This is a genomic window from Chelativorans xinjiangensis, from assembly GCF_009812055.1.
Lineage (GTDB): Bacteria > Pseudomonadota > Alphaproteobacteria > Rhizobiales > Rhizobiaceae > Chelativorans > Chelativorans xinjiangense.
This window is the reverse complement of the sequence record NZ_WQNH01000029.1, coordinates 52,475-78,232: the sequence shown is the minus strand read 5'-3', so window position 1 is coordinate 78,232 and position 25,758 is coordinate 52,475. Positions and strand designations below refer to the sequence as shown.

The window sequence follows — 25,758 nt, the reverse complement described above, 5'->3', positions numbered from 1 at the left end:
CTCAGGCGTAAAAGGGCCGGCTGGAGCACCGAATACCTCGCCTCAATCCTCGGCCAACTTCCCCGTTAACCCCGATTCGTAGCCCTGATGGGAGGCCGCAGGGCAATCGCTTGAAAGCCGGGCCCTACGGCGCCTCCCTATCGAGCGATTACACTGCAGATGCCGCTGCAGGCAACCGGCGCCGTCGTGAGGGCGCCGCCGGTTGGGGGTGGTCAAGGCATCACGTAGACGACGCGGCGGGTCTCCGGCTCGACGAGGACCGGCTGGCCGTTCACATAGACATAGTGGTACTCGTAGCCCGGTATCTCGTAGACATCGATCGCCTCGGGCAAGCCTACGCCGATGCTAAGCTCGCCTTCCAGATAGACCGGCTCGACGCGGTTGCGCTCGACATAGGTGATCACCTCGGGCGGCGGCGGGACGGTTTCGACCGCGATCGAACCCGTCACGCTTCTCTCATAGGTGGTGAGCGGTACCGCCTCCGGTGGGCGTTCGGCGATGATGGTCCCTGCACCGCTGTCGTAACCGGTCGCCAGGTAGCCCGAATAGGCCCAGCCTTCGACGCCGGCATGGTTGATCGAGCACCAGCCGCCACCTTCCTCGCAGCCGTTGATGACGACCTCTTCCGAGGCGCGGATGACATCGACGACCGGGTACTCGGGGCCGGGGCCGCTGCGAAGGTTGAGGTCGGCCGTTGCCGTCGCCGTCTCAACCTGGGCCGCTGCGACGCCCGCGAGCGAAAGCAGCCCCGCTGCCGCTACCGTGCCTTTCAAGATGAGTGACTTCATTTCCGGTCTCCTCACTAGCCTAATCACCAATATGAACTGGAACCGGCGCATTTGGTTCCCGGCGAGCGGCGGCCCACCGCGGGCCGGCCGGCATCAAAGGTGACAACATCATGAATCGCTGGCACAATTCGGCGATTCTATTTTTTACGAGGTATATAAAAATGATTCTGAGGTGGAGGGGGGATTGGCTCGCCGCGACCTTGGTTGTCTCGTTTCTCATCGGTGGGCCCGCGTTCGCGGGAACATGCGGCAACGGTGCGAACGGTTTCGAAGGCTGGAAAGCGCAATTCACGCAGGAGGCGTCGGCGCGTGGCGTCGGTCCGAGGGCGCTCGATGCGCTTGCGCGGACGCGCTATGCCTCGAAGACGATCGCGGCCGACCGCGGGCAGAAGAGCTTCAAGCTGTCGCTCGACAGCTTCATGCGGAAGCGCGGCGCCAACGCCATCATCTCGCGCGGCAGGAGCATGAAGCAGAGGCATGCCGGCCTGCTTTCGGTGATCGAGAGCCGCTACGGCGTGCCGCCGGGGCCGTTGCTCGCCATCTGGGGCATGGAGACCGGGTTCGGCGGTTTTCTCGGCAACCAGAACATCCTTTCGGCCGTCGCCACACTTGCCTATGACTGTCGCCGCTCCGAATTTTTCACCGGCCATCTCTATGCGGCGCTGGCGCTGGTGGAGCGTGGCATGCTGAGCCCTTCGGACGTGGGCGCCGCCCATGGCGAGATCGGGCAGACGCAGTTCCTGCCCGGCAACGCGCTGAATTACGGCGTCGACGGCGACGGCAACGGCCGCATCGACATGATCGGCTCGACGGCCGACGCGCTTGCCTCGACGGCCAACTTCCTGCGTGCCCACGGCTGGCAGCCGGGCGCCGGATATCAGCCCGGCGAGCTCAATTTCCGTGCCCTGCAAGGCTGGAATGCGGCCAGCGTCTATCAGCAGGCCATCGCCATCATGGGCAAGGAGATCGACGGCTGAGCCGGCGGAACCTCAAACGAAAAGGGCCGCCCCATCGGGACGGCCCTCCGTGTCTTCGTTCCCGGCGCGGCCAGCGACACGACACCGTGGCGCCTTTTGCCGCGCGTCATGCGCTTAGCCGAGAGGCTGCTCCCGGAAAAGGCAATCCGCCGAGGCCACGCTGGAACTGAATTCACTCGACATCGGATCACCTCCTTTCGCTTCGTTGAACACCGGCCCAATGTGGACGGTGCGGCGGCATCGCGCAAGGGGAGCGCCGGCTTTTCTTGTTCCGGCAGGGAATGGGTTGCATGGGATGCGGTGGTGCATTCATTATGTCCGGATGGGATGGGGGCATCTTGCGATCTGTGGGGTTGCCGGCCTGTTGGCGATGCAATCGACATCGGGCAGGGCCGAAGTCGCGCCGTACCAGAATTTCGTTCCGGCGACGGTTCAGACAGTTCAGGGTGGGCGAAGCTGCAAGAGCGTCAGTTCCTGCCGCGAGGCGGTCATCATGTGGTGCAACGGCTATCGCCGTGCGGATGGCGACAATGACGGCATTCCCTGTGAGAACGTTTGCCCGAACAAGATGATCGTTGATCAGATACGCAGGGAAATCGGCTGCTGAGGAGGCATGCCGCCCGCGGTGATCCGGCCGCCGGCGGCGAGTCGCCTACGCCTTCTTGTTCTGCCGGTTCTCGACGAGGTCTTCCACGACGGCCGGATCGGCGAGGGTCGAGGTGTCGCCTAGGGTCCGATAGTCGTCCTCGGCGATCTTGCGCAGGATGCGGCGCATGATCTTGCCGGAGCGTGTCTTGGGCAGGCTCGGGGCGAATTGGATCTTGTCGGGGGTGGCGATGGGGCCAATCTCGCTGCGTACGTGGGCGACGAGGTCCTTCTTCAGCGTGTCGGAGCCCTTCTCCCCGTTCATCAGGGTTACGTAGCAATAGATGCCCTGGCCCTTGATATCGTGCGGATAGCCGACGACGGCGGCCTCGGAGACCTTGTCGTGGGAAACCAGCGCCGATTCCACCTCGGCCGTGCCCATGCGATGACCGGAGACATTGAGCACGTCGTCGACGCGGCCGGTGATCCAGTAGTAGCCGTCCTCGTCGCGGCGGCAGCCGTCGCCGGTGAAATATTTCCCCTTGTAGGTGGAGAAATAGGTCTGCACGAAGCGGTCGTGGTCGCCATAGACCGTGCGCATCTGGCCGGGCCAGGAATCGAGGATGCACAGATTGCCGCTGGCCGCGCCCTCCAGCACCTTGCCGTCACCGTCGACGAGTTCGGGCTGGACGCCGAAGAAGGGCTTGGTGGCAGAGCCGGCCTTCAGGTCGATGGCGCCGGGAAGCGGCGTAATCAGGATGCCGCCGGTCTCGGTCTGCCACCAGGTGTCGACGATCGGCACCTTCTTGTCGCCGACGACGTTGTAGTACCACTCCCAGGCTTCCGGATTGATCGGCTCGCCCACCGTTCCGAGGACGCGCAGGGACTTGCGGGAGGTCCTGGTCACGAAATCGTTGCCGGCGCCCATCAGGGCGCGGATGGCCGTCGGCGCGGTGTAGAAGATGTCGACCTGGTGCTTGTCCACCACTTCCCAGAAGCGCGAGGCATTGGGGTAGTTGGGCACGCCCTCGAACATCAGCGTGGTGGCGCCGTTGGCGAGCGGGCCGTAGACGATATAGCTGTGGCCGGTCACCCAGCCGACATCGGCCGTGCACCAGAAGACGTCACCGTCGTGGTAGTCGAAGACGTACTGGTGCGTCATGGAGACATAGACGAGGTAGCCGCCGGTGGTGTGCAGGACGCCCTTCGGCTTGCCGGTCGAGCCCGAGGTGTAGAGGATGAAGAGCGGGTCCTCGGCCTTCATCTTCTCGGGCTTGCAGTCCGCCTTCGCCGCGCGCGTCTCCTCGTGGTACCAGAGGTCGCGGCCGTCCACCCGGTCGATCTTGGCGCCGGTGCGGCGCACCACCAGCACGTGGCGCACCTTGGCGCCCGCCTTTTCGGCGATGGCGATTGCCTTGTCGGTGTTCTCCTTCAGCGGGATCGCCTTGCCGCCGCGCAGGCCCTGGTCCGCGGTGATCACGAAATCTGATTTGCAATCCTCGATGCGGCCGGCCAGCGCATCGGGCGAGAAGCCTCCGAAGACGACGGAATGGATGGCGCCGATGCGCGCGCAGGCGAGCATGGCGTAAGTGGCTTCGGGGATCATCGGCATGTAGATGGTCACCCGGTCGCCCTTCTTGACGCCCTTCGACTTCAGGACGTTGGCGAGCCGGCACACGTGCGCGTAGAGCTCGTTATAGGTGATTTTCTTGTCGTCGTAAGGGTTGTCGCCCTCCCAGATGATGGCGGTCTGGTCGCCGCGCTTCTTCAAGTGCCGGTCGATGCAGTTGTAGGCGACGTTGGTGACGCCGTCCTCGAACCATTTGATCGACACCTTGCCCTTGAACGAGGTGTTCTTGACCTTCGTGTAGGGCTTGAACCAGTCGATGCGCTTGCCGTGCTTGCCCCAGAACTTATCCGGATTCTTGATGCTGTCCTTGTACCACTTCTCGTAGGTGGTGCTGTCGATCAGCGCGCGCTTCTTCCAGGCCGGCTTGACACGATGAACATGCGCTTCAGACATTTTTCCTCCTCCAGATGGCATTTTGCCGGACGGATGTGCCGGCTTGGGACGCGAGGGCCCCTCGCTTCGCGCGCATTATTACCATTCTGCTGCCAGCGACAACATTAGACAATGGAACGTCGCGCCAAAGCTGTCAGCAGCCCTCTATGTGTGCTGCTAACATTTTGTAATTCAAGGAACTTTTGGAGGCTATTGGGCATTTTTCGTCTGGACGGTCAAGCCGGTGGGAGACAGAATCCCGGTGTGGGAATCACAGGACAAGTGCTAACATGCGCGAAACCAGAGAAACCGAACTGATGCTGAAGGGCTACGGACTGACCACCGCCAAGGTGCTCTACCACCTCCCCGACCATCCGCACCTCCTGCAGATCTTCGTCTGGCAGCAATACGACATCGCGCCGAAATTCCCCGCGTTGCGCAAATTCATCTCCTTCTGGCAAGACTCCATCGACGGGCCGCTACACTCGGTCACCTATGCGCACCGCCGCCTCGTCACGCCGAACGAGTGGCGCAACGTGACGGGCGAAATCGTGCTGCACTGACCTGGCCGCGGCGGTGGCCACGTCCTAGACGACGGGGGGATTGAGGCGGGCAAAGCCCTCCTGGCGCCGATAAGGGAAGTATGGGTAGGGCACCGTGACGCTGCTCGCCTCGTCGAGCCTGGCCACCTGGTCCGGTGCCAGGTTCCATCCCACGGAGCCGAGGTTCTGGCGCAACTGCTCCTCATCGCGCGCACCGATGATGATGGATGAGACCGTCGGGCGCTGGGCGAGCCAGTTCAACGCCACCTGGGGAACGGTCTTGCCGGTCTCCCCGGCGACTTCCTCCAGGGCCTCGACCACCCGGAAAAGATGCTCGTCCTCCACCGGAGGGCCGAACTTGGCCGTATCGTGCAGGCGGCTTCCTGCAGGCAAGGGCGCGCCGCGGCGGATCTTGCCGGTGAGGCGACCCCAGCCAAGCGGGCTCCAGACAAGGGCGCCGACGCCCTGGTCTAGACCGAGCGGCATCAGCTCCCATTCGTAGTCGCGGCCGATCAGCGAATAGTAGACCTGATGCGCGACGTAGCGCGGCCAGCCGTGCCGTTCTGCCACGGAAAGCGACTTCATCAACTGCCAGCCGGAGAAGTTGGACACGCCGACATAGCGCAGCTTGCCGGCGCGGACGAGGACGTCGAGGGTGGCCAACACCTCCTCGACGGGCGTGCCGGCATCGAAGGCGTGAAGCTGCAGGAGGTCGATATAGTCCGTGCCGAGGCGGCGCAGCGCGTCTTCTACCGCACGGACGAGCCGCCAGCGGGAGGAGCCGGCATCGTTCGGCCCATCGCCCATGGGCAGCGTCGTCTTGGTGGAGATCAGCACGTCGCCGCGGCGTCCCTTGATCGCTTCGCCGAGCACTTCTTCGGAGGCGCCGTTCGAATAGACGTCGGCGGTGTCGAAGAGGGTGACGCCGGCATCCAGGCAGACGTCGAGGAGGCGGCGCGCTTCGGCCGCATCGGTAGTGCCCCAGGCACCAAAAAGGGGACCTGTGCCGCCGAACGTTCCGGTGCCGAAACTAAGCAGAGGAACCTTGAGGCCGGATGCGCCGAGACGTCGATATTCCATGATGCTCTCCGTGTTTGTGTGCGGTTTGGGGCAAGGATCAAGCGCAGCGGCGGGGTGCCAGGCCAGTGCGCGTGCGGTGGTGAGGACGTAGATGGACGTGCGGCGATTGGTGATGTAGACCGTTAGTAGGAAAATGATTTGTGATATGAATTCATAAATGGCTCAAAGCGAAACCAACCGGCTGCGAGAGATCGAGGTGTTCGTGCAGGTGGTGGAGGGGCAGAGCTTTTCCGCGGCGGCGCGGCGCCTGCGGATGACGCCGTCGGCTGTCAGCAAGCTGATCGCGCGGCTCGAAGAACGGCTTGGCGTATCGCTTGTCCGGCGTTCCACGCGACGCCTGCAGGTGACGCCGGAAGGCGCGGTCTTTTACGAGGCCGGCACGCGCATTCTGAGTGAGGTCGCGGCGGCGGAGCGGGAGGCGGCGGCCGGGGCAACGCCGCGTGGGCGCCTGCGCGTCAACAGCAACGTCCCCTTCGGGCATCACCGGCTGATCCCTCTCGTGCCGAAGTTTCAGGCGCTTTATCCAGACGTGGCCGTCGACATCGCCTTGACCGACCGCGTGGTCGACCTGATCGAGGAGCGAGCTGACCTGGCCATCCGCACCGGGCCGCTAAAGGCGCCCAACCTGATTGCCCGCAAGCTTATCCAGAGCCCAATGACCGTCGTGGCGGCACCGTCCTATCTCCAGGCGCACGGGACGCCTCGGAAGCCTGCCGACCTTGAGAGGCACAGGCTGCTGGGGTTCTGCTTCTCGCGCATTTTCGAGGGCTGGCCTTTTCTCGACGACGCGGGGAAGCCGATCGCCATCCAGCCGAGCGGCGGCTCCTTGATCAGCGATGGCGAGGCCATGCGCCTTGCCGCGCTCGCCGGAGCCGGAATCGCGCGCCTGGCCCATTGGCATCTGCGGGCCGATATCGAGGCCGGACGGCTGGTGCCGCTTCTGGAGGAGTACAATCCGGGCGACGAGGAGACCTTCTATGCTGTCTATGTCGGCCATGGAAGGTATCTGCCGGCGCGGGTGCGGACGTTCCTGGACTTCCTGGTGGAAGAGATCAATCTCGATTAAGGCGTTTGGGCGCACAGCGGCATTTTAGCCGACGATGTGTGCCAGCACCGCAAAGGCGAGCATGCCGAATGCCACCGCCGCGAGCGGAAGCAGTATCTCCACCGTCGCGATATAACCCTTGACCGGCTTGTCGGCGACGTCGACGTAGGTTTTCGCCCAACGCTCGAAGCTGTCCCTGCTTGCCGGGCGCGCCGAGGGATGTTGCCTCTGGAGGCGGCCGGCTGTCGAAGCAAGGCCGACGCAGAATGCGAGGAATGCCGTTACGACGAACAGCAGATAGTCGGTATATTCCCGCCCCGAGAAGCCGTACCAAACGGCCAGCACGTAAAGCGCCGTCAAACCGACGACTGCGCGGTAAACGCCGGGGTGAAGGCCGGTGGTGTGTCTGTTTGAAACACGTTTCATCGTGTCCTCCTTGGCCAAGGCCAGGAAGCCCACACGCCGGACAGCTTGTGGGCTACCAGCGACTTCGATGATTGACCGCTGGTGCGGTGCCGAGGATTCATGCCTGAACGACTCCGCGCCACCAGCGGTCATGTTAAGAGCCACTGGTATAGCCGGCCGATGACAGCAATCTGGGGCTGCGGGATCCTGCGTGTATGGGACAGAGTGACGCGAAACGCTGCTATCTTTTGACGCGGCTGCCGAAAATGGCCGTGCCGACACGGACGGCGGTGGCACCGAAGGCTATCGCCGTCTCGTAGTCGGCCGACATGCCCATGGAGAGCTTTTCGACGCCGGCCTCGCGGGCGAGGTTTTCCAGCAATGCGAAATGGGGGCCGGGGTTCTCGTCAATGGGCGGGATGCACATCAGGCCCTCGATTTCCAGGCCGTGCACTTCGCGGCAGCGGGCGACGAAGGCTGCGGTCTCACGCGGGTCTATGCCGGCCTTCTGCTCCTCGAGGCCGGTGTTGACCTGGACATAGAGGCGCGGGTGGCGGCCTTGCCTGGCCGTCTCGGAGGCAAGGGCGGCGGCGATCTTTTCGCGGTCGACCGTCTCGATCACGCCGAACAGGGCGACGGCCTCCCTGGCCTTGTTGGACTGCAAGGGGCCGATCAGGTGCAACTCGATGTCGGGGAAAGCCTCCTTGAGCGCCGGCCATTTGGCCTGCGCCTCCTGCACGCGGTTTTCGCCGAAGACGCGCTGGCCCGCCTCGATCACCGGGCGAATCTGCTCGGCGGGGAAGGTTTTCGAGACGGCGACGAGCGTCACGTCTTCCGGCGGGCGGGAGGCGGCACGGGCGGCCTCGGCTATTTTTTCGCGGACGGTGCGGAGGTTGTGAGCGGCGTCGGTCATGTGGATTCAGAAAGGTCTTCGGGTTTCGTCGCGGGCGGGAACGACTAGCCGGAGTTGACGGTTGTCGCAAACCGTGGTGAAGGTCCGCCGGAAAATTCTCGTCCCTACTTACGTGAAATACCTGGCATGGCAACCGAACGTTACAATCCGCGTGCATCCGAACCCCGCTGGCAGAAAGCGTGGGAGGAGGCACGCCTGTTCGAAGCCTCCAACGAGGATGGACGGCCGACCTACTACGTGCTCGAGATGTTTCCCTACCCATCGGGGCGCATCCATATCGGGCACACGCGCAACTACACGATGGGCGACGTAGTGGCGCGCTACAAGCGGGCAAAGGGCTTCAACGTGCTGCACCCGATGGGTTGGGACGCTTTCGGCATGCCGGCGGAGAATGCGGCCATGCAGAACAAGGTCCATCCCAAGGAATGGACTTACCAGAACATCGCGGCGATGCGCGGCCAGCTCAAGATGATGGGCCTGTCGCTCGACTGGAGCCGCGAATTCGCCACTTGCGACGTGGACTATTACCATCGCCAGCAGATGCTGTTCCTCGACTTCCACGAGAAGGGGCTGGTGACGCGGAAGACCTCGAAGGTCAACTGGGACCCGGTGGACCAGACGGTGCTCGCCAACGAGCAGGTGATCGACGGGCGTGGCTGGCGCTCCGGCGCCGAGGTGGAAAGCCGCGAACTGGCGCAGTGGTTCTTCAAGATCACCGATTATTCGGAAGACCTGCTTCAAGCTTTGGACGGGCTCGACGAGTGGCCCGAGAAGGTGCGTCTCATGCAGCGCAACTGGATCGGCCGGTCCGAGGGGCTGTCGATCCGCTGGGCGCTGGTCAAGGAGACGGCGCCCAAGAGCGAAAAGGAGCTGGAGGTCTATACGACGCGGCCGGACACCATCTTCGGCGCCTCCTTCATGGCGCTCGCGCCCGACCATCCGCTGGCGAAGAAGGCGGCTGAGGGGAATGCGGATTTGGCGGCCTTCATCGAGGAGTGCCGGCGCATCGGCACGTCGGCCGCCGCCCTGGAGACAGCGGAGAAGAGAGGCTTCGACACGGGCATCAAGGTGCGCCATCCCTTCGACCCGGAATGGACGCTGCCCGTCTATGTGGCCAATTTCGTGCTGATGGAGTACGGCACCGGCGCCATCTTCGGCTGTCCCTCGGGCGATCAGCGCGACCTCGACTTCGCCAACAAATACGGCCTGCCGGTGATCCCCGTGGTGATGCCGGAAGGGGCGGACGCGGCCACCTTCCAGATCACCGAGGAATCCTATTCGGACGACGGCGTGATGCTCAATTCGCGCTTCCTCGACGGCATGACGAACAAGGAAGCCTTCGAGGAGGTGGCGAAGCGGCTGGAAAGGGAGACGCTGGACGGCCGGCCCGTGGGGACGCGCCAGGTGAAATTCCGCCTGCGCGACTGGGGCATCTCGCGTCAGCGCTACTGGGGCTGCCCGATCCCCATAATCCACTGCGAGACGTGCGGCGTGGTGCCGGTGCCGAAGGAAGACCTGCCGGTGAAGCTGCCGGACGACATCACCTTCGACCGGCCGGGCAATCCGCTCGACCGGCATCCCACTTGGCGGCATGTGAAGTGCCCGAAATGCGGGGCGGATGCGCGGCGCGAGACGGATACGATGGATACCTTCGTCGATTCGTCCTGGTATTTCGCCCGCTTCACCTCTCCCCATGCGGACGCGCCGACCGACCGCGAAGCGGCCAATCGCTGGCTGCCGGTGGACCAGTATATCGGCGGCATCGAGCACGCGATCCTGCACCTGCTCTACTCGCGCTTCTTCATCCGCGCCATGCGGGCGGCCGGCCACCTGGACCTGGACGAGCCCTTCAAGGGCCTGTTCACCCAGGGCATGGTGGTGCACGAGACCTATCGCATGGCGGACGGGCGCTGGCTGGCGCCGAGCGAGGTGCGCCTCGAGGGGGCGGGCGAAGGGCGCAAGGCCATCGAGATCGCCACCGGCGACGAGGTGGCGATCGGCTCGCTGGAAAAGATGTCGAAGTCGAAGAAGAACACGGTGAGCCCGGAGGACATCACCGAGTCCTTCGGCGCCGACACGGCGCGCTGGTTCATGTTGTCCGATTCGCCGCCCGACCGCGACGTGGAATGGACGGACGAAGGGGCGGCGGGCGCGCACCGCTTCGTGCAGCGCGTGTGGCGGTTGGTGAACGAGGCGGCGCCTGCCGTTGCGGATGCTTCGCCGCGTGCGGCGAAGTCGGGAGAGGCGGCCGCCATCTCCAAGCCGGCGCACAAGGCGCTGAAGGCGGTGGGCGAGGATATCGAGCGGCTGGCCTTCAACCGCGCCATCGCCCGCATCCACGAGTTGGTCAACGAGCTTCAGGCGCCGTTCTCCGGCTTGGGCGAGGCCGACGGCGATGCCCGCGCGGCGGCCCGCGAGGCGGTGGAGATCCTCATCCACCTGGTTGCGCCCTTCATGCCGCATCTGGCGGAGGAGTGCTGGGCGAGGATCGGCGGAAACAGCCTGGTCGCCGCCGGCACCTGGCCCGACTACGATGCCGATCTGGTTGTGGACAACGACATCGTGCTGCCGGTGCAGATCAACGGCAAGAAGCGCGGCGATTTGACAATCGCCCGCGACGCGGATCAAGCTGCCGTCGAGAAAGCGGTCCTCGGGCTCGATTTCGTGCAGAAGGCGCTCAACGGTGCGCCGCCGCGCAAGGTGATCGTGGTTCCGCAACGAATCGTCAACGTCGTCGCCTGAGGGGTAAGCCTGTGAACGCCACCATCCGCGCTCTGGCCCTGGCCGGCTCAGGCCTCCTGCTGATGATCGCCGCCGGCTGCACCGTACGGCCGATGTTGGCCGAGTATACACCCGGCGCGGCTGGGCAGGAGGCGGCCGCAGAGCTCCACTCCGTTTCCGTGGCGCCCGTCTCCACGCGTTTTGCCCAACAGGTGCGCAATCACCTTGTTTTCCTGCTCCATGGCGGGGCCAGCGAGCCGGCGAAGCCCGATTACAAGCTCGACCTCACGATATCCCGCGGCGTCGGCTCGTCCGTGCAGATCCAGCGCGGAAGCGAGAACGAGCCGACCGCCGGCACCGTCACCCTGACGGGCCGATACCGCATCACCGACAGCGTGACCGGCAAGGAGGTGGGCAACGGAACGCAGCGTGTGTACGCCTTCTTCGACCGTCCGCCCCAGGAATTCGCCGTGCTGCGCGCCCAGCGGGACGCGGAGGACCGGGCGGCGCGGGAGTTGGCGGAGTTTATCCACCTTGCCGTGGCCCAGGATCTGGCAAGGCTGGACGTGCGCTAGGCGGGCTGTGCTATGATGCCTCATGGCTTCAGGAACAACATCTTGTCCGCTTGCAATCGGTAGTGTCGTCATTGCGTCGTCATAGTTTTCGGTGAAACAGCCGCTAACGGAGTGCTTCGCTTATGGATTTTCACACGACGCTCATGTCGGTCGCCGGAGTGCTGGGAAATCGTGTGCTCAAGCGTGACGCGCTCGCCGCAAAAGAGCCTCCGCACATCGTCGACCAGCTCATTGCGGAGCGTACCACCCATCTTTCACGGCATCCCCTGTGGCCGGTGGCGCGGCCGCTGCTCTACCGCTACTTCCATTACCGGCAGGCGCTGGCCATGGCCGACGAGATCGCGGAGCTTTCCGGCCGGGACGCCTTCACCTATATCAGCGGGCTGCTTTCACTGAACGTCTCCGCCCATGGCACGGAGAACATCCCGGCGACGGGCGGGTTCATCCTGGCGCCGACACACCCCACGGGCATTGCCGACGGCATCGCCGTCTTCGACCTGATGAAAGAGCGGCGGCCGGATCTGGCCATCTTCGCCAATCGGGATGCATTGCGCGTCAATCCGCGCTTCCGCGATCTCATTATCCCGGTGGAATGGCGCCCTGGCGTGAAGTCGCACGCCAAGAGCCGCGACACGCTGGAGATGACGGCGAAGGCCTTTGCCGGGAACAAGGCCATCGTGCTGTTTCCAGCCGGCCGTATCGCCTATTGGAACGAGGACAAGCTGACCGAGCGGCCCTGGCAGCCCTCGGTGGTGGCGCTGGCGCGGCGGTACGAGGTGCCGGTAATCCCGGTCAACATCACGGCACGCAACTCGGGTCTGTTCTATCTCTTGTCCAAATACTCGGCGGAGCTGCGCGACATGACGCTGTTCCACGAGCTCCTGAACAAGAAGGGCCGCGATTTTCACATGACCATCGGCAAGCCGATCGCGCCGGATTTTCTGGATGGCGAGCCGGCGGATGTCGCCGCGGCGCTTCAGGCGCATGCCCTCACTCGGCTGGCGGAAAATCCGGCGGTAGAGTTCGCCGGCTAGGTTTCCCTCCCCTTGCGGCAGGGCTATCACTTATGGAGTCTCTAGTTCGGCTTCGCCGGACCCCCACCCCTCCCCCCACCCCTCAAGGGGGGAGGGGATTCTGAGATGTCGGCGCCCTCCCCTTGCGGGGAGGGAAAAGGGTCAGCCGATCTTCTGCCCGGTCTTCGCCCAGTCGGCGAGGAAGGCTTCCAGACCCTTGTCGGTGAGCGGGTGCTTGACCAGGGCCTTCAGCACCGACGGCGGGACCGTCGCCACGTCGGCGCCGATGAGGGCCGCCTGTTTGACGTGGTTCATGGTGCGGATGGAGGCGGCGAGGATTTCCGTGTCGAAATCGTAGTTGTTGTAGATCGTGCGGATCTCGGAGATCAGCTCCATGCCGTCGATGCCCGTATCGTCCAGCCGGCCGATGAAGGGCGAGATGAAGGTGGCGCCGGCCTTGGCCGCGAGCAGCGCCTGGTTGGCCGAGAAGCACAGCGTGACGTTGACCTTACGGCCGCTGCCGGTCAGCGCCTTGCAGGCCTTCAGGCCGTCCATCGTGAGCGGCACCTTGATGCAGATGTTGTCGGCGATCTCCGACAGGATATCGGCCTCGCGCATCATCTCCTTGAATTCCACCGCCGTCACCTCGGCCGAGACAGGGCCATCGACGATGTCGCAGATCTCCTTGGTGACCTCGAGAATGGGGCGGCCGGACTTCATGATCAGCGAAGGGTTGGTGGTCACCCCGTCGAGAAGCCCGGTCTCGCTGAGCTCGCGGATTTCGTTGACGTCGGCTGTGTCGACGAAGAACTTCATGTCTGTCTCCTTAGCTTGCTTGGCCGGGCCGGCGACGGCAGGCCGCCGCATCTCATCTATGCTCGGCCTTGCTCTAATCCAAGAATCCGGCAAGGTCACGCCTGATGAAACGAGATTCGTTCCAAAAGCGCGTGATTCCCGTCATGGTGCCCATGCCGGCGGAGCGGCCCTACTCCTATGCCGTACCCGACGGCGCGCGGGTGGAGCCGGGGGCTATCCTGCGCGTGCCGCTTGGCCCGCGCGAGGTGGCGGGCGTGGCGTGGGACGGCGACGGCGAGCCAGTCGCGGCGAAGAAGCTGCGCGTGATATCGGAGGTCTTCGACTGTCCCGCCGTGCCGGCCGACATGCGCCGCTTCATCGACTGGGTGGCCGACTACACGCTGTCGCCGCCGGGTATGGTGGCGCGTATGGTGCTGCGCGCACCGGGCGCTTTCGACCCCGAACCGCCGACCGAAGGGCTGCGCCTGACGGCGAACCGGCCCGACCGCATGACGGCGGCGCGCGAGCGCGTGCTTGGTTGCGTGGCCGACGGCCAGGCGTGGACGCGCTCGGGCCTGGCGCATGCAGCTGGCGTGTCGCTGAGCGTCGTCGACGGGCTTGCCGCACAGGGCGTGTTCGAGAAGGTTGAGATCCCGCCGCGCCCGGTGGTGGCCGCGCCGGATCCCGATTTCGGACGCGCGGAACTCACCCCGGACCAGGGCGAGGCCGCAAGCCGGGTACGCGAGAAGGCGGCGGCTGAGCACTTCAGCGTGACGCTGATCGACGGGGTGACCGGTTCCGGCAAGACCGAGGTTTATTTCGAGGCCGTGGCGGCGGCACTCGATAGGGGGAAGCAGGTGCTTATCCTCTTGCCGGAGATCGCGCTGACGCAGGCATTTCTGGAGCGTTTTCACGATCGCTTCGGTGCCAAGCCGGCCGAATGGCACTCCGACATCGCCCCCAGGAAGCGGGAGCGGGTGTGGCGGCAGGTGGCCGAAGGGCAGGTGCGCGTGGTGGCAGGCGCACGCTCGGCGCTCTTCCTGCCGTTCCGGGAACTCGGGCTGATCGTCGTCGACGAGGAGCATGACCCGGCCTACAAGCAGGAGGATCGGGTTTTCTACAACGCCCGCGATATGAGCGTGGTGCGCGGGCATCTGGGCAATTTTCCCGTGGTTTTGGCCTCGGCCACGCCATCGCTTGAAAGCCGCGTGAACGCCGACCAGGGGCGCTACGAGCGTATCCTTCTGCCGGCTCGCTTCGCGGATGCGGCGCTGCCGGAGCTTCGTGCCGTCGACATGCGCAAGGCGCCGCCGGCGCGCGGCGGGTTCTTGTCGCCGGTGCTCATCGAGGCGATGGCGCAGACTATCGAGCGCAAGGAACAGGCGCTGCTCTTCCTCAACCGCCGAGGCTATGCGCCGCTGACGCTCTGCCGCGTGTGCGGGCACCGCTTCCAGTGCCCCAACTGTTCGAGCTGGCTGGTGGAGCACCGCTTCCGCCGCCAGCTCGTCTGCCACCATTGCGGCTATCACGAACAGCAGCCGGAGGCCTGCCCTGAATGCGGTACGCTCGACCATCTGGCGGCCTGCGGCCCCGGCGTGGAGCGCATCGCGGAGGAAGTGGACCGGCACTTCCCGGAGGCGCGCACGATCGTCCTGTCGTCGGACCTGATGGGCGGGGTGAAACGGCTTCGGCTGGAGCTGGAGGCCATCGCCGAGGGCGAGGCCGACATCGTGGTGGGCACGCAGCTGGTCGCCAAGGGGCACAATTTTCCGTTGATGACGCTGGTCGGCGTGGTGGATGCTGATCTGGGGCTTGCCAACGGCGACCCGCGGGCGGCCGAGCGCACATTCCAACTCCTGAGCCAGGTTACGGGCCGCGCCGGCCGCTTCGGCAAGAAGAGTACCGGCCTTCTGCAGACTTACCAGCCGGAGCACCCGGTGATGCAGGCGCTGGTCTCCGGCGACGCCGAGACCTTCTATGAACGCGAGATCGCCGAGCGCGAACGCGCCGGCCTGCCGCCATTCGGCCGGCTTGCAGCGCTGATCGTCAGTGCCGCCACGCGGGTGGAGGCCGAAAGCCATGCCCGCGCCCTGCGCCGGTCAGCTCCCGCAGCCAGCGAGATCGAGGTTCTGGGCCCGGCGGAGGCGCCGCTCGCGCTGGTCGCCGGGCGGCACCGCTTCCGGCTTCTGGTACAGGGACCGCGGCGCGCCGACCTGCAGGCATATCTGCGCCGGCTAATCGCGGCGGCACCGCGACCGCGCGGTTCGGTGCGGGTGCAGGTGGATATCGATCCGCAGAGTTTCCTATAACCGGAACCTGCGGCATGTTGGCGGCGGCGGCCGAACCGGCTATGGCGTCAAAGGCGCAGATGGAGGGCACATCCAATGGATTTCGCATTTCCCTGGCCCTACAGCCAGGGCGAATGGCTGGCTTGGGGGGCTGCCGTTTTCACGGCTCTTCTCGGCCTTGTCGCAATGTTCGCCCCGCGGCTCAGCCTGCGGGCGCTGAGGCTGCGCGCCGTGGAGCGTCATCCCGAGGCGCTGTCGGAATCGCGTTCCCTGCTGGGCGGCTTTTATGTCGGCATCGGCTTGTCGGCGATCCTGTTCGCGCAGCCGCTGATCTACATGACGTTGGGGATTGCCTGGGCGCTGGCCGCTTTCGGGCGGATCGTCTCCATGATGTCGGACAGGGGCGGTACGCTTTTCAACTGGATCGCTCTTCTCGTCATGTTGGTGCTGGCCGCGCTGCCGCTGGCTTTCGCGCTCGGTTTCGTTCGCTGATCGGGCCTCCTAGTGGTCTGACCCAAACAGATGGTACCCATCCGTTTGGAAAAGTCAGCCCACAAGCTATTAATCCGGTGGTGTGTGCGATCCTGACAGATGGGTACCATCTGTCAGGATCGCACCACTAGCGCGCGTCCGCGTGCATGCGACAAAGGTGCCGCCACTCCTTGGGCGCGCGCGTGTTGCGAGTCCCGTAAGCCTGTGCTAGACGGCAAGCGGCTTTCGACCGGGGGACGGCGGCGCCCGTTCCCTCGGGTTGAGAAACTATCAACAAGGTCAGAGATTTAGCCCGAGTCTCGCACTCCAGCGTCAAATCTCGTGACCCCCAAGCTGCGGGAAGAGGCCATTTGGTGGCACAGTCTGGCTCGATGATCTCCGGGGTGGCGGGACGCTATGCACTTTCGCTGTTCGAACTGGCGCAGGAATCGAAAGCGATTCCGCAGGTCGAAGAAGACCTCGGCCGTTTCGAGGCCTTGCTGGAGGGAAGTGAAGACCTTCAGCGGCTGATCAAAAGCCCCGTCTTTTCCGCCGATGAGCAGTTCAAGGCCGTCGACGCCGTTCTCACCAAGACGAAGATCGGCGGGCTGGTCGGCAATTTCCTGCGTGTCGTGGCCAAGAACCGGCGGCTGTTCGCGGTGCCGCAGATGATCCAAGGCTTCCGCAAGGTGGCGGCCGAGGCGCGCGGCGAGGCGGCTGCCGAGGTGGCCTCGGCGCATGCGCTGAGCGCTGCGCAGGAGCGGGAGCTGAAGGCTGCGCTCAAACAGGTCGCCGGCAAGGAAGTTACCGTAAAGGTTACGGTCGATCCCTCGCTGCTCGGCGGCCTTGTCGTGAAGCTTGGCTCGCGCCAGATCGACACATCGCTCAAAACAAAACTCAATTCGCTTAAGCTTGCACTGAAAGAGGTCGGCTGATGGATATCCGCGCGGCGGAAATTTCCGCAATTCTCAAGGACCAGATCAAGAATTTCGGCAAGGAGGCCGAGGTTTCCGAGGTCGGCCAGGTGCTCTCCGTCGGTGACGGCATCGCCCGCGTCTACGGCCTGGACAACGTGCAGGCCGGCGAGATGGTGGAGTTCCCCGGCGGCATCCGCGGCATGGCGCTCAATCTCGAGGTCGACAATGTCGGCGTCGTGATCTTCGGCTCCGACCGCGACATCAAGGAAGGCGACACTGTCAAGCGCACGGGCGCCATCGTCGACGTGCCGGTGGGCCCCGGCCTTCTCGGCCGCGTGGTCGACGCGCTCGGCAACCCGATCGACGGCAAGGGCCCGATCAAGGCCGCAGAGCGCCGCCGCGTGGACGTGAAGGCGCCGGGCATCATCCCCCGCAAGTCGGTGCATGAGCCGATGTCGACGGGTCTGAAGGCCATCGACGCGCTGATCCCCATCGGCCGCGGCCAGCGCGAGCTCATCATCGGCGACCGCCAGACCGGCAAGACCGCCATCCTGCTCGACACTTTCCTCAACCAGAAGCCGCTCAACGATGGCGACGACGAGAGCCAGAAGCTCTACTGCGTCTATGTGGCCGTTGGCCAGAAGCGCTCGACCGTCGCGCAGTTCGTGAAGGTGCTCGAAGAGCGCGGCGCGCTGGACTATTCCATCGTCGTTGCCGCCACGGCTTCCGACCCGGCGCCGATGCAGTTCCTGGCGCCGTTCGCCGGCTGCGCCATGGGTGAATATTTCCGCGACAACGGCAAGCACGCGGTGATCGGCTATGACGACCTTTCGAAGCAAGCCGTCGCCTACCGCCAGATGTCGCTGCTTCTGCGCCGCCCGCCGGGCCGCGAGGCCTATCCGGGCGATGTGTTCTACCTGCACTCGCGGCTTCTTGAGCGCGCGGCGAAGATGAACGAGGACAACGGCGCGGGCTCGCTGACCGCCCTTCCCATCATCGAGACGCAGGCCAACGACGTGTCGGCCTATATCCCGACCAACGTCATCTCCATCACCGACGGGCAGATCTTCCTGGAGACCAACCTGTTCTTCCAGGGCATCCGCCCGGCCGTGAACGTCGGCCTGTCGGTGTCCCGCGTGGGCTCGGCGGCGCAGGTCAAGGCCATGAAGCAGGTGGCCGGCTCGATCAAGGGCGAGCTGGCGCAGTACCGCGAGATGGCGGCCTTCGCCCAGTTCGGCTCGGACCTCGACGCGGCCACGCAGCGCATGCTCAACCGCGGCGCGCGCCTGACGGAACTCTTGAAGCAGCCGCAGTTCTCGCCGCTCAAGACCGAAGAGCAGGTGGTGGTGATCTTCTCCGGCGTGCAGGGCTATCTCGACAAGCTGGCGCTCGGCGACGTGACGCGCTTCGAGCAGGCGCTGCTTGCGCATATGCGCTCCGAGGGCAAGGAAATCCTCGGCGCGATCCGCAAGGAGAAGGCGCTTTCGGACGAGCTGCGCGGCAAGCTCAAGGCCGAGATCGACGCCTTCGCCAAGAACTTCGCCTGAGGCTGAAAGGCAGCGAAGCGTGAGCACCGCAACCCAACCAGGCTACGGAGCGTCGCTTTCTCTCGCCGATGCACGGCGGATTGCGGACGCGGCCAGCCAGACGGCGCTTGCGAAGAGCATTCCGTCGGTGATTGCGGTGGTCGATGCCGGCGGGCATCTCGTGCTTCTGGAAAGGCTTGACGACACGCAGTTCGGCAGCATCCGCGTGGCGGAGGCCAAGGCGCGCTCGGCGGTGGCGTTCAAGCGTCCGACCAAGGTTTTCGAGGAAAGCCTGGCGCACACGCCCCGCATCCTTGCGTTGGCTGAAGCAATGCCGGTGGATGGCGGCTTTCCGCTTATCGTGGGCGGAGAGATCGTCGGCGGCATCGGCGCGGCGGGAGCGACACCGGACGAGGACGCGGAAGTCGCGCTGTCCGGCGTAAACGCATTGACTTCGGCGGCAGCCGGTAAGGACTAGGGTATTCGAATGGCTTCACTGAAAGACCTTCGCAACCGGATCGCCTCTGTCAAGGCGACGCAGAAGATCACCAAGGCGATGCAGATGGTCGCCGCGGCGAAGCTGCGTCGAGCCCAGGAGGCGGCCGAGGCCGCGCGCCCGTACGCCACGCGCATGGGCGTGGTGCTTGCCAATGTGACGAGCACCGTCTCGGGCACGGATGCGCCGCCGCTGATGGCCGGCACCGGCAAGGACGACACCCACCTTCTGGTCGTGGCGACCGCAGAGCGCGGCCTTTGCGGCGGCTTCAACAGCCAGATCGCCAAGCTGGCGCGCGAGCATGCGCGCGAGCTGATCGCCAACGGCAAGCAGGTGAAGATCCTCACCGTCGGCAAGAAGGGTTTCGATATCCTGCGCCGCGACTTTAGCGAGCTTATCATCGACCGCGTGGAGCTTCGCGAGGTCAAGCAGATCGGCTTCGCCAATGCGGATGCCATCGCCAGGAAGGTGATCGGGCTGTTCGACGAGGGCCAGTTCGACGTCTGCACGCTGTTCTATTCCGAGTTCAAGTCGGTCATCAGCCAGGTGCCGACGGCGCTGCAGATCATCCCCGCCGCCGTCTCGGTGGACGAGGAGGCGGAGGAGGTCGCCGGCGGGGCGGTCTACGAGTACGAGCCGGAAGCGGCGACGATCCTGGCCGACCTCATCCCGCGCAATATTGCCGTGCAGGTGTTCCGCGCGCTGCTCGAGAATGCGGCCGGCGAGATGGGCGCCAAGATGACGGCGATGGACAATGCGACGCGCAATGCGGGCGACATGATCGACAAGCTGTCGATCACCTACAACCGCCAGCGCCAGGCGCAGATCACCAAGGAACTGATCGAAATCATTTCGGGCGCGGAAGCGCTCTAGCGGATCGAAGAGGTAGAAACCAATGGCAAAAGCAGCGACCCCGAAGCGGGCACCGGCAGGTACGGCCAAGACCACAGAGGCGGCCAAGCCGGCCGCGAAGACCGTCAGGAAGGCGCCCGCCAAGGCTGCGGCGGCGAATGGAAAGGCGCCTGCCAGGGCGGCCGCCGCGAAGACGCCTGCAGCCCGCGTCAAGGCTTCCGGCCCGGCCGGCATCGTCCGCCAGGTCATCGGCGCCGTTGTCGACGTGCAGTTCGAGGATAACCTGCCGGCGATCCTGAACGCGCTGGAGACCGACAATCAGGGTAGCCGGCTGGTGCTCGAAGTGGCCCAGCACCTGGGCGAAAACACCGTTCGCTGCATCGCCATGGACAGCACCGAAGGGCTCGTGCGTGGCCAGAAGGTGTTCGATACGGGCGATTCGATCTCGGTTCCCGTCGGGCCGCAGATGCTCGGCCGCATCATCAACGTGATCGGCGAGCCGACCGACGAGGCCGGTCCGATCGAGGCGACGGAAATGCGTGGCATCCACCAGCCGGCGCCGACCTATGTCGAGCAGTCGACCGAGGCCGAGATCCTGGTCACCGGCATCAAGGTCCTCGACCTTCTGGCGCCATACGCCAAGGGCGGCAAGATCGGCCTGTTCGGCGGCGCGGGCGTCGGCAAGACGGTGCTCATCCAGGAGCTGATCAACAACGTGGCGAAGGCCCATGGCGGCTACTCGGTGTTCGCCGGTGTCGGCGAGCGCACGCGTGAGGGCAACGACCTCTATCACGAGTTCATCGATTCGGGCGTCAACAAGGCCGGCGGCGGCGAGGGCTCCAAGGCCGCGCTCGTCTACGGCCAGATGAACGAGCCGCCCGGCGCGCGCGCCCGCGTCGGCCTCACCGGCCTGACGGTGGCGGAGTATTTCCGCGACCAGGGTCAGGACGTGTTGTTCTTCGTCGACAACATCTTCCGCTTCACCCAGGCGGGCTCCGAGGTGTCGGCGCTTCTCGGCCGTATCCCCTCGGCCGTGGGCTACCAGCCGACGCTCGCCACCGACATGGGCGCGCTGCAGGAGCGCATCACGACGACGACCACCGGCTCGATCACCTCGGTGCAGGCGATCTACGTGCCCGCCGACGACCTGACCGACCCGGCGCCGGCGACCTCCTTCGCCCACTTGGACGCGACGACGGTGCTCAACCGCGCCATCTCTGAGAAGGGCATCTACCCGGCGGTGGATCCGCTCGACTCCACCTCACGCATGCTCGACCCGATGATCGTCGGCGAGGAGCACTACCAGGTGGCGCGCGACGTGCAGCAGACGCTGCAGCGCTACAAGTCGCTGCAGGACATCATCGCCATCCTGGGCATGGACGAGCTTTCTGAAGAGGACAAGCTGACGGTGGCGCGCGCACGCAAGATCGAGCGCTTCCTATCGCAGCCCTTCTTCGTGGCCGAGGTATTCACCGGCTCGCCGGGCAAGCTGGTCGACCTTGCCGACACGATCAAGGGTTTCAAGGGCCTGGTCGCCGGCGAATACGACCACCTGCCGGAAGCGGCGTTCTACATGGTCGGCACGATCGAGGACGCGATCGAGAAGGCCGAGCGGTTGGCCGCCGAGGCCGCCTGACACGCAGGCTGAACATTGAATAGCGGCCGCAGGCGGAACCCGCCTCGGCCGCACCTCATTCGGTAGGACGTCATGGCCCAAGCTTTCAAATTCGAACTGGTCTCGCCCGAACGGCTGCTCGTTTCCGAGGACGTCGAGTATGTGGTTATCCCCGGTACAGAAGGCGAGATGACCGTAATGGCCAACCACGCCCCGACCATGACCAACATCAAGCCGGGCGTGATCACCGTCGCGCGCGAGGGCAGGGAAGACCGTTATGTCGTCTTCGGCGGCTTTGCGGATGTTTTGCCCGAAGGCTGCACGCTGCTGGCGGAGTCGGCGGTGCATGTCGACGACATAGACCGCGAGGATGTTGCGCGCCGTATCCAGGAAGCGCGAGAGGACGTCGAGGACGCCAAGGACGACGAGGCGCGGACCAAGGCGGAGGAATTCCTCGCCCAACTCACCACGCTGGAACGTGCCATACTGCCGGCGTGAGGCCGATTGCATGGGAATTGAAAGGGCCGGCCATTGCGCCGGCCTTTTTCTTTTCCGGCTGTTTCTCCCGATTGCGAAACAAACGCCCTAGATGCCGGTTGGTGCGGAGAGCTGCACCGCACCTGAACATACAGGGCAGCGACACCGAGCAGGGAGAGACGATATGCGAGTGACGGCCACGGCCATACTGGCGGCGCTGCTGCCGCTTTCTCACGCTTTCGCGCAGGAGAACGGGGAGAGCCTTTCCGCCAATATGATCAACAACGAGGAGCGTGAGGTCGGAACGGTAGCGCTCAACGAAACGGCCTCGGGGATGGCGCACATCGTCGTGGAGATGACGGACCTGCCTCCTGGCCCGCATGGCTTCCACGTCCATGAAATGGGCTCATGCAACGTCGGGGATGGCTTCGCGTCGGCGGGCGGCCATTACGCCGGCGACAGGGAGCACGGCGTCCTCAGCGAAGGAGGACCGCATCCGGGCGACCTGCCCAATGTGCACGTCGGACAGGATGGTGTCTTGAGGGTTGAGTTCTTCACCGACCGTGTGTCGGTAAGCGAAGACGGCGAAAACCCGCTGCAGGACGATGATGGTTCGGCCGTCGTCGTGCACGCCGATCCCGACGACTACAGCAGCCAGCCTTCCGGCGAGGCGGGAGACCGGATTGCCTGCGGGGTGATCGAGTAGAGCCAGCTCCAGGCGGTCTGGTTCCGGGAGCAGGGCACAGGCGGCGTAACGGCCTGCCGCTATCCGAAAACAAGAAAGCCGTCGGGGGCCGGCGGCTTTCTTTTCAAGCCAGCCTCGTCGATCAGGCGGCGAGATCGCGCAGCACGTAGTGCAGGATGCCGCCGTTCTTGAAGTACTCGAGCTCGTCCAGCGTATCGATGCGGCATAGCACCGGAACGTCCTTCACCGTGCCGTCGGCATGGGTGATCTTGGCGGTGAGCGTGACGCGGGGCTGGATGTTGTCCAGGCCTTCGATGCTGACGGTCTCGTCGCCCTTCAGCCCCAGCTCCTGCCAGCTCGTCTCCTCGGCGAAGACGAAGGGGATGACGCCCATGCCGACGAGGTTCGAGCGGTGGATGCGCTCGAAGGACTGGGCGATGACGGCGCGCACGCCAAGCAGGTTGGTGCCCTTTGCCGCCCAGTCGCGCGAGGAGCCGTTGCCGTATTCCACGCCGGCGAAGATGACCAGCGGCACGCCTTCGGCCTTATAGCGCATGGCGGCGTCGTAGATCGACATCTCTTCCTTCGAGGGATAGTGGAACGTGTAGCCGCCCTCGGTGCCGTTTTCGCCCAGCATATGGTTGCGGATGCGGATGTTGGCGAAGGTGCCGCGCATCATCACCTCATGATTGCCGCGCCGCGTGCCGTACTGGTTGAAGTCAGCGACGCCGACGCCGTGATCCATGAGGTACTTCCCGGCGGGGGACTGCGCCTTGATGGCGCCGGCCGGTGAGATGTGGTCGGTGGTGATCTTGTCGCCGAACAGACCCAGGACGCGCGCGCCCTTGATGTCGCCGCCCGCCCGTGGGGTCGGGTCCATGCCCTCGAAGTAGGGCGGGTTCTGGACGTAGGTCGAATCCGAGTCCCAGGCATAGGTCTGGCCCGTCGGCGCCTTGACCTCGCGCCACAATTCGTCGCCCTTGAAGACGTCGGCGTATTTGGAGGCGAAGAGCTCGCGGGTGACGTGCTTCGTGATGAAGTCGTTCACCTCCTGGCTGGTGGGCCAGATATCCTTCAGATAGACCGGCTGGCCGTCCTTGTCCTCGCCGATGGGCTCCGTGGTCAGATCCCTGGTCACCGAGCCGGCGAGCGCGTAGGCGACGACCAGCGGCGGCGAGGCGAGGTAGTTCGCCTGCACGTCGGGCGACACACGGCCCTCGAAGTTGCGGTTGCCGGAAAGCACCGAGGCGACGATCAGGCCCTTGTCGTTGATCACCTTGGAAATCGGCTCGAGAAGCGGGCCGGAATTGCCGATGCAGGTGGTGCAGCCGAAGCCAACGAGGTTGAAGCCGAGTTGGTCCAGCTCCTTCTGAAGGCCGGATTTTTTCAGATACTCGGCCACTACCTGGCTGCCGGGGGCAAGCGAGGTCTTTACCCAGGGCTTCTGCTTGAGGCCCAGCCGGTTGGCGTTGCGCGCCAGAAGGCCGGCGGCGATCAGCACGCTCGGGTTCGAGGTGTTGGTGCACGAGGTGATGGCGGCGATCGCCACGTCGCCGTGGGCGATGTCGATGTCCATGCCCTCGACCGGGTAGCGCTTCGTGGTGCCGCCGGACTTCTTGTATTCCTTCGCCAGTGCTTCCTCGAAGCCCGACGCGATGCTGCCCAGCGGAATGCGGCCCTCAGGGCGCTTCGGGCCGGCCATGGAGGGCACGACATCGCCGAGGTCGAGCTGCAGCGTGTCGGTGAAGACAGGCTCCGGGGCGTCCGCGTCGCGCCACATGCCTTGTGCCTTGGAATAGGCTTCCACGAGGGCGATGCGGTCCTCGTCGCGGCCGGAGGTGCGCAGATATTTCAGCGTCTCCTCGTCGGCGGGGAAGAAGCCGCAGGTGGCGCCGTATTCCGGCGACATGTTGCCGATGGTGGCGCGGTCGGCCAGCGTCATGTTGTTGAGGCCCGGGCCGAAGAACTCAACGAACTTGCCGACGACGCCCGTCTGGCGCAGCATCTGCGTGACGGTGAGCACTAGGTCCGTCGCCGTCACGCCCTCGTTAAGCTTGCCGGTGAGCTTGAAGCCGATGACCTCGGGAAGCAGCATGGAGACCGGCTGGCCGAGCATGGCCGCTTCCGCCTCGATGCCGCCGACGCCCCAACCGAGAACGCCGAGGCCGTTGATCATGGTGGTGTGCGAATCGGTGCCGACGCAGGTGTCGGGATAGGCGACCGTCTCGCCGTCCTCGTCCTTCGTCCACACCACCTGGCCGAGGTATTCCAGGTTCACCTGGTGGCAGATGCCGGTGCCGGGAGGCACGACACGGAAGTTCTTGAATGCCTGCTGGCCCCATTTCAGGAAGCGGTAGCGCTCGCCGTTACGCTTGTATTCCAGCTCGACATTGCGCTGGAAGGCCTTCGGCGTGCCGAACTCGTCGACGATGACCGAGTGGTCGATGACGAGGTCTACCGGCACCAGCGGGTTGATCTTCTCCGGATCGCCGCCGAGTGCTGCCATGGCATCGCGCATGGCGGCGAGGTCGACCACCGCCGGGACGCCCGTGAAGTCCTGCATCAGGACGCGGGCCGGAGAATAGGCGATCTCGACGCCGGCCGTGCCCTTATCCTCGAGCCAGCTTGCCACAGCCTGGATGCTTTCCTTGGTGACAGAGCGCCCGTCCTCGCGGCGCAACAGGTTCTCCAAAAGCACCTTCATGGAGAAGGGAAGCCGGGCGATGCCGGAAAGGCCGTTCTTCTCCGCCTCCTTGAGGTCGAAATAGGTGTATTCCTTATCGCCAACCTTGAGGCTGCGGCGGCATTTGTAACTGTCGAGGGAAGAAATAGACACGAGCGATCCTATCCTAGTCTGTTCATCCGAAACGGGAACGGACTCCTGAGGCGACAGGCGCGTAGGTGCGGGTGCGATCATTTCCGCTGTCCGCTCCCCTGCGTCCCGGCCGGTCAAGACGGCGCGCGCGCGGGTATCGGCACAAAGTGACACG

23 protein-coding genes are annotated in these 25,758 nt (G+C 64.9%); 16 read left to right on the top strand and 7 right to left on the bottom strand.

From position 1 onward, the window contains the following. Nucleotides 1–212: 212 nt before the first annotated feature. A complete protein-coding gene (locus GM910_RS17295; RefSeq protein WP_159589433.1) occupies nt 213–788 on the bottom strand; it encodes a DUF1236 domain-containing protein in 576 nt (191 codons plus the stop codon). 161 nt (nt 789–949) lie between these two features. Between GM910_RS17295 and GM910_RS17290 the strand changes: the two genes are divergently transcribed. Together GM910_RS17290 and GM910_RS17285 are read left to right on the top strand one after the other, a co-directional pair. Continuing rightward, nucleotides 950–1,765 carry a lytic murein transglycosylase gene (locus GM910_RS17290; protein ID WP_159589431.1) on the top strand — a complete coding sequence of 272 codons (816 nt, stop codon included), beginning with the start codon at nt 950–952 and terminating at the stop codon, nt 1,763–1,765. A gap of 295 nt (nt 1,766–2,060) precedes the next feature. Further along, nucleotides 2,061–2,372, top strand: a complete 312-nt coding sequence (locus GM910_RS17285; protein WP_246226201.1) for an excalibur calcium-binding domain-containing protein — start codon at nt 2,061–2,063, stop codon at nt 2,370–2,372. 45 nt (nt 2,373–2,417) lie between these two features. On the opposite strand, the gene acs is transcribed toward GM910_RS17285, so the two are convergent. After that, on the bottom strand, nt 2,418–4,373 hold the full coding sequence (acs, locus tag GM910_RS17280; protein ID WP_159589429.1) for an acetate--CoA ligase: 1,956 nt from the start codon (nt 4,371–4,373) through the stop codon (nt 2,418–2,420). A 269-nt stretch (nt 4,374–4,642) separates the two neighbouring features. Here acs and GM910_RS17275 point away from each other — a divergent pair, with 269 nt between their 5' ends. Further along, a complete protein-coding gene (locus GM910_RS17275) occupies nt 4,643–4,915 on the top strand; it encodes an usg protein (RefSeq protein ID WP_159589427.1) in 273 nt (90 codons plus the stop codon). Nucleotides 4,916–4,939: 24 nt separating this feature from the next. Here the strand turns inward: GM910_RS17275 and GM910_RS17270 are convergent, their stop codons facing one another. Continuing rightward, a complete protein-coding gene (locus GM910_RS17270) occupies nt 4,940–5,974 on the bottom strand; it encodes an aldo/keto reductase (RefSeq protein ID WP_159589425.1) in 1,035 nt (344 codons plus the stop codon). A 157-nt stretch (nt 5,975–6,131) separates the two neighbouring features. Between GM910_RS17270 and GM910_RS17265 the strand changes: the two genes are divergently transcribed. Then, nucleotides 6,132–7,040, top strand: coding sequence for a LysR family transcriptional regulator (locus GM910_RS17265; protein WP_159589423.1), 909 nt, complete (start codon nt 6,132–6,134; stop codon nt 7,038–7,040). Between the two features lie 24 nt (nt 7,041–7,064). Here the strand turns inward: GM910_RS17265 and GM910_RS17260 are convergent, their stop codons facing one another. Then, nucleotides 7,065–7,445 (bottom strand): hypothetical protein, encoded by a 381-nt coding sequence (locus tag GM910_RS17260; RefSeq protein WP_159589421.1) that lies wholly within the window; start codon nt 7,443–7,445, stop codon nt 7,065–7,067. 220 nt (nt 7,446–7,665) lie between these two features. Further along, nucleotides 7,666–8,337, bottom strand: a complete 672-nt coding sequence (locus GM910_RS17255; protein WP_159589419.1) for a YggS family pyridoxal phosphate-dependent enzyme — start codon at nt 8,335–8,337, stop codon at nt 7,666–7,668. Nucleotides 8,338–8,463: 126 nt separating this feature from the next. On the opposite strand from GM910_RS17255, the gene leuS reads away from it, so the two are divergent. From leuS to GM910_RS17240, 3 genes are all read left to right on the top strand, one after another. Then, a complete protein-coding gene (leuS, locus tag GM910_RS17250; protein ID WP_159589417.1) occupies nt 8,464–11,079 on the top strand; it encodes a leucine--tRNA ligase in 2,616 nt (871 codons plus the stop codon). 11 nt (nt 11,080–11,090) lie between these two features. Continuing rightward, nucleotides 11,091–11,633 carry an LPS assembly lipoprotein LptE gene (locus GM910_RS17245; protein WP_246226200.1) on the top strand — a complete coding sequence of 181 codons (543 nt, stop codon included), beginning with the start codon at nt 11,091–11,093 and terminating at the stop codon, nt 11,631–11,633. 122 nt (nt 11,634–11,755) lie between these two features. Then, nucleotides 11,756–12,667 (top strand): GNAT family N-acetyltransferase, encoded by a 912-nt coding sequence (locus GM910_RS17240; RefSeq protein ID WP_159589415.1) that lies wholly within the window; start codon nt 11,756–11,758, stop codon nt 12,665–12,667. 141 nt (nt 12,668–12,808) lie between these two features. Here the strand turns inward: GM910_RS17240 and fsa are convergent, their stop codons facing one another. Continuing rightward, nucleotides 12,809–13,462 carry a fructose-6-phosphate aldolase gene (gene fsa / locus GM910_RS17235; protein WP_159589413.1) on the bottom strand — a complete coding sequence of 218 codons (654 nt, stop codon included), beginning with the start codon at nt 13,460–13,462 and terminating at the stop codon, nt 12,809–12,811. Between the two features lie 104 nt (nt 13,463–13,566). Between fsa and GM910_RS17230 the strand changes: the two genes are divergently transcribed. The 9 genes from GM910_RS17230 to GM910_RS17190 all read left to right on the top strand — a co-directional run bounded on the left by GM910_RS17230 (nt 13,567) and on the right by GM910_RS17190 (nt 22,789). Continuing rightward, a complete protein-coding gene (locus GM910_RS17230; protein ID WP_159589411.1) occupies nt 13,567–15,750 on the top strand; it encodes a primosomal protein N' in 2,184 nt (727 codons plus the stop codon). Nucleotides 15,751–15,825: 75 nt separating this feature from the next. After that, nucleotides 15,826–16,221 (top strand): AGROH133_08824 family phage infection protein, encoded by a 396-nt coding sequence (locus tag GM910_RS17225; RefSeq protein WP_159589409.1) that lies wholly within the window; start codon nt 15,826–15,828, stop codon nt 16,219–16,221. 353 nt (nt 16,222–16,574) lie between these two features. After that, a complete protein-coding gene (locus GM910_RS17220; protein WP_159589407.1) occupies nt 16,575–17,135 on the top strand; it encodes a F0F1 ATP synthase subunit delta in 561 nt (186 codons plus the stop codon). Next, the gene (gene atpA / locus GM910_RS17215; protein WP_159589405.1) at nt 17,135–18,664 is read left to right on the top strand and encodes a F0F1 ATP synthase subunit alpha; all 1,530 of its coding nucleotides are present in this window, start codon (nt 17,135–17,137) and stop codon (nt 18,662–18,664) included. Before GM910_RS17220 ends, atpA begins: the two co-directional genes overlap by 1 nt. 19 nt (nt 18,665–18,683) lie before the next feature. Beyond that, nucleotides 18,684–19,121: a GlcG/HbpS family heme-binding protein gene (locus GM910_RS17210; protein ID WP_159589403.1), complete on the top strand. Its 438-nt coding sequence runs from the start codon at nt 18,684–18,686 to the stop codon at nt 19,119–19,121. 9 nt (nt 19,122–19,130) lie between these two features. Then, entirely contained in the window at nt 19,131–20,012 is an 882-nt protein-coding gene (locus GM910_RS17205) for a F0F1 ATP synthase subunit gamma (RefSeq protein ID WP_159589401.1), read from the top strand. Between the two features lie 22 nt (nt 20,013–20,034). Further along, entirely contained in the window at nt 20,035–21,627 is a 1,593-nt protein-coding gene (atpD, locus tag GM910_RS17200) for a F0F1 ATP synthase subunit beta (protein ID WP_201285531.1), read from the top strand. A 72-nt stretch (nt 21,628–21,699) separates the two neighbouring features. Continuing rightward, on the top strand, nt 21,700–22,104 hold the full coding sequence (locus GM910_RS17195; protein ID WP_159589399.1) for a F0F1 ATP synthase subunit epsilon: 405 nt from the start codon (nt 21,700–21,702) through the stop codon (nt 22,102–22,104). 163 nt (nt 22,105–22,267) lie between these two features. Then, nucleotides 22,268–22,789: a superoxide dismutase family protein gene (locus tag GM910_RS17190; protein WP_201285530.1), complete on the top strand. Its 522-nt coding sequence runs from the start codon at nt 22,268–22,270 to the stop codon at nt 22,787–22,789. 121 nt (nt 22,790–22,910) lie between these two features. Here GM910_RS17190 and acnA read toward each other — a convergent pair whose 3' ends face one another. Next, on the bottom strand, nt 22,911–25,598 hold the full coding sequence (acnA, locus tag GM910_RS17185; RefSeq protein WP_201285532.1) for an aconitate hydratase AcnA: 2,688 nt from the start codon (nt 25,596–25,598) through the stop codon (nt 22,911–22,913). Nucleotides 25,599–25,758: the final 160 nt, after the last annotated feature.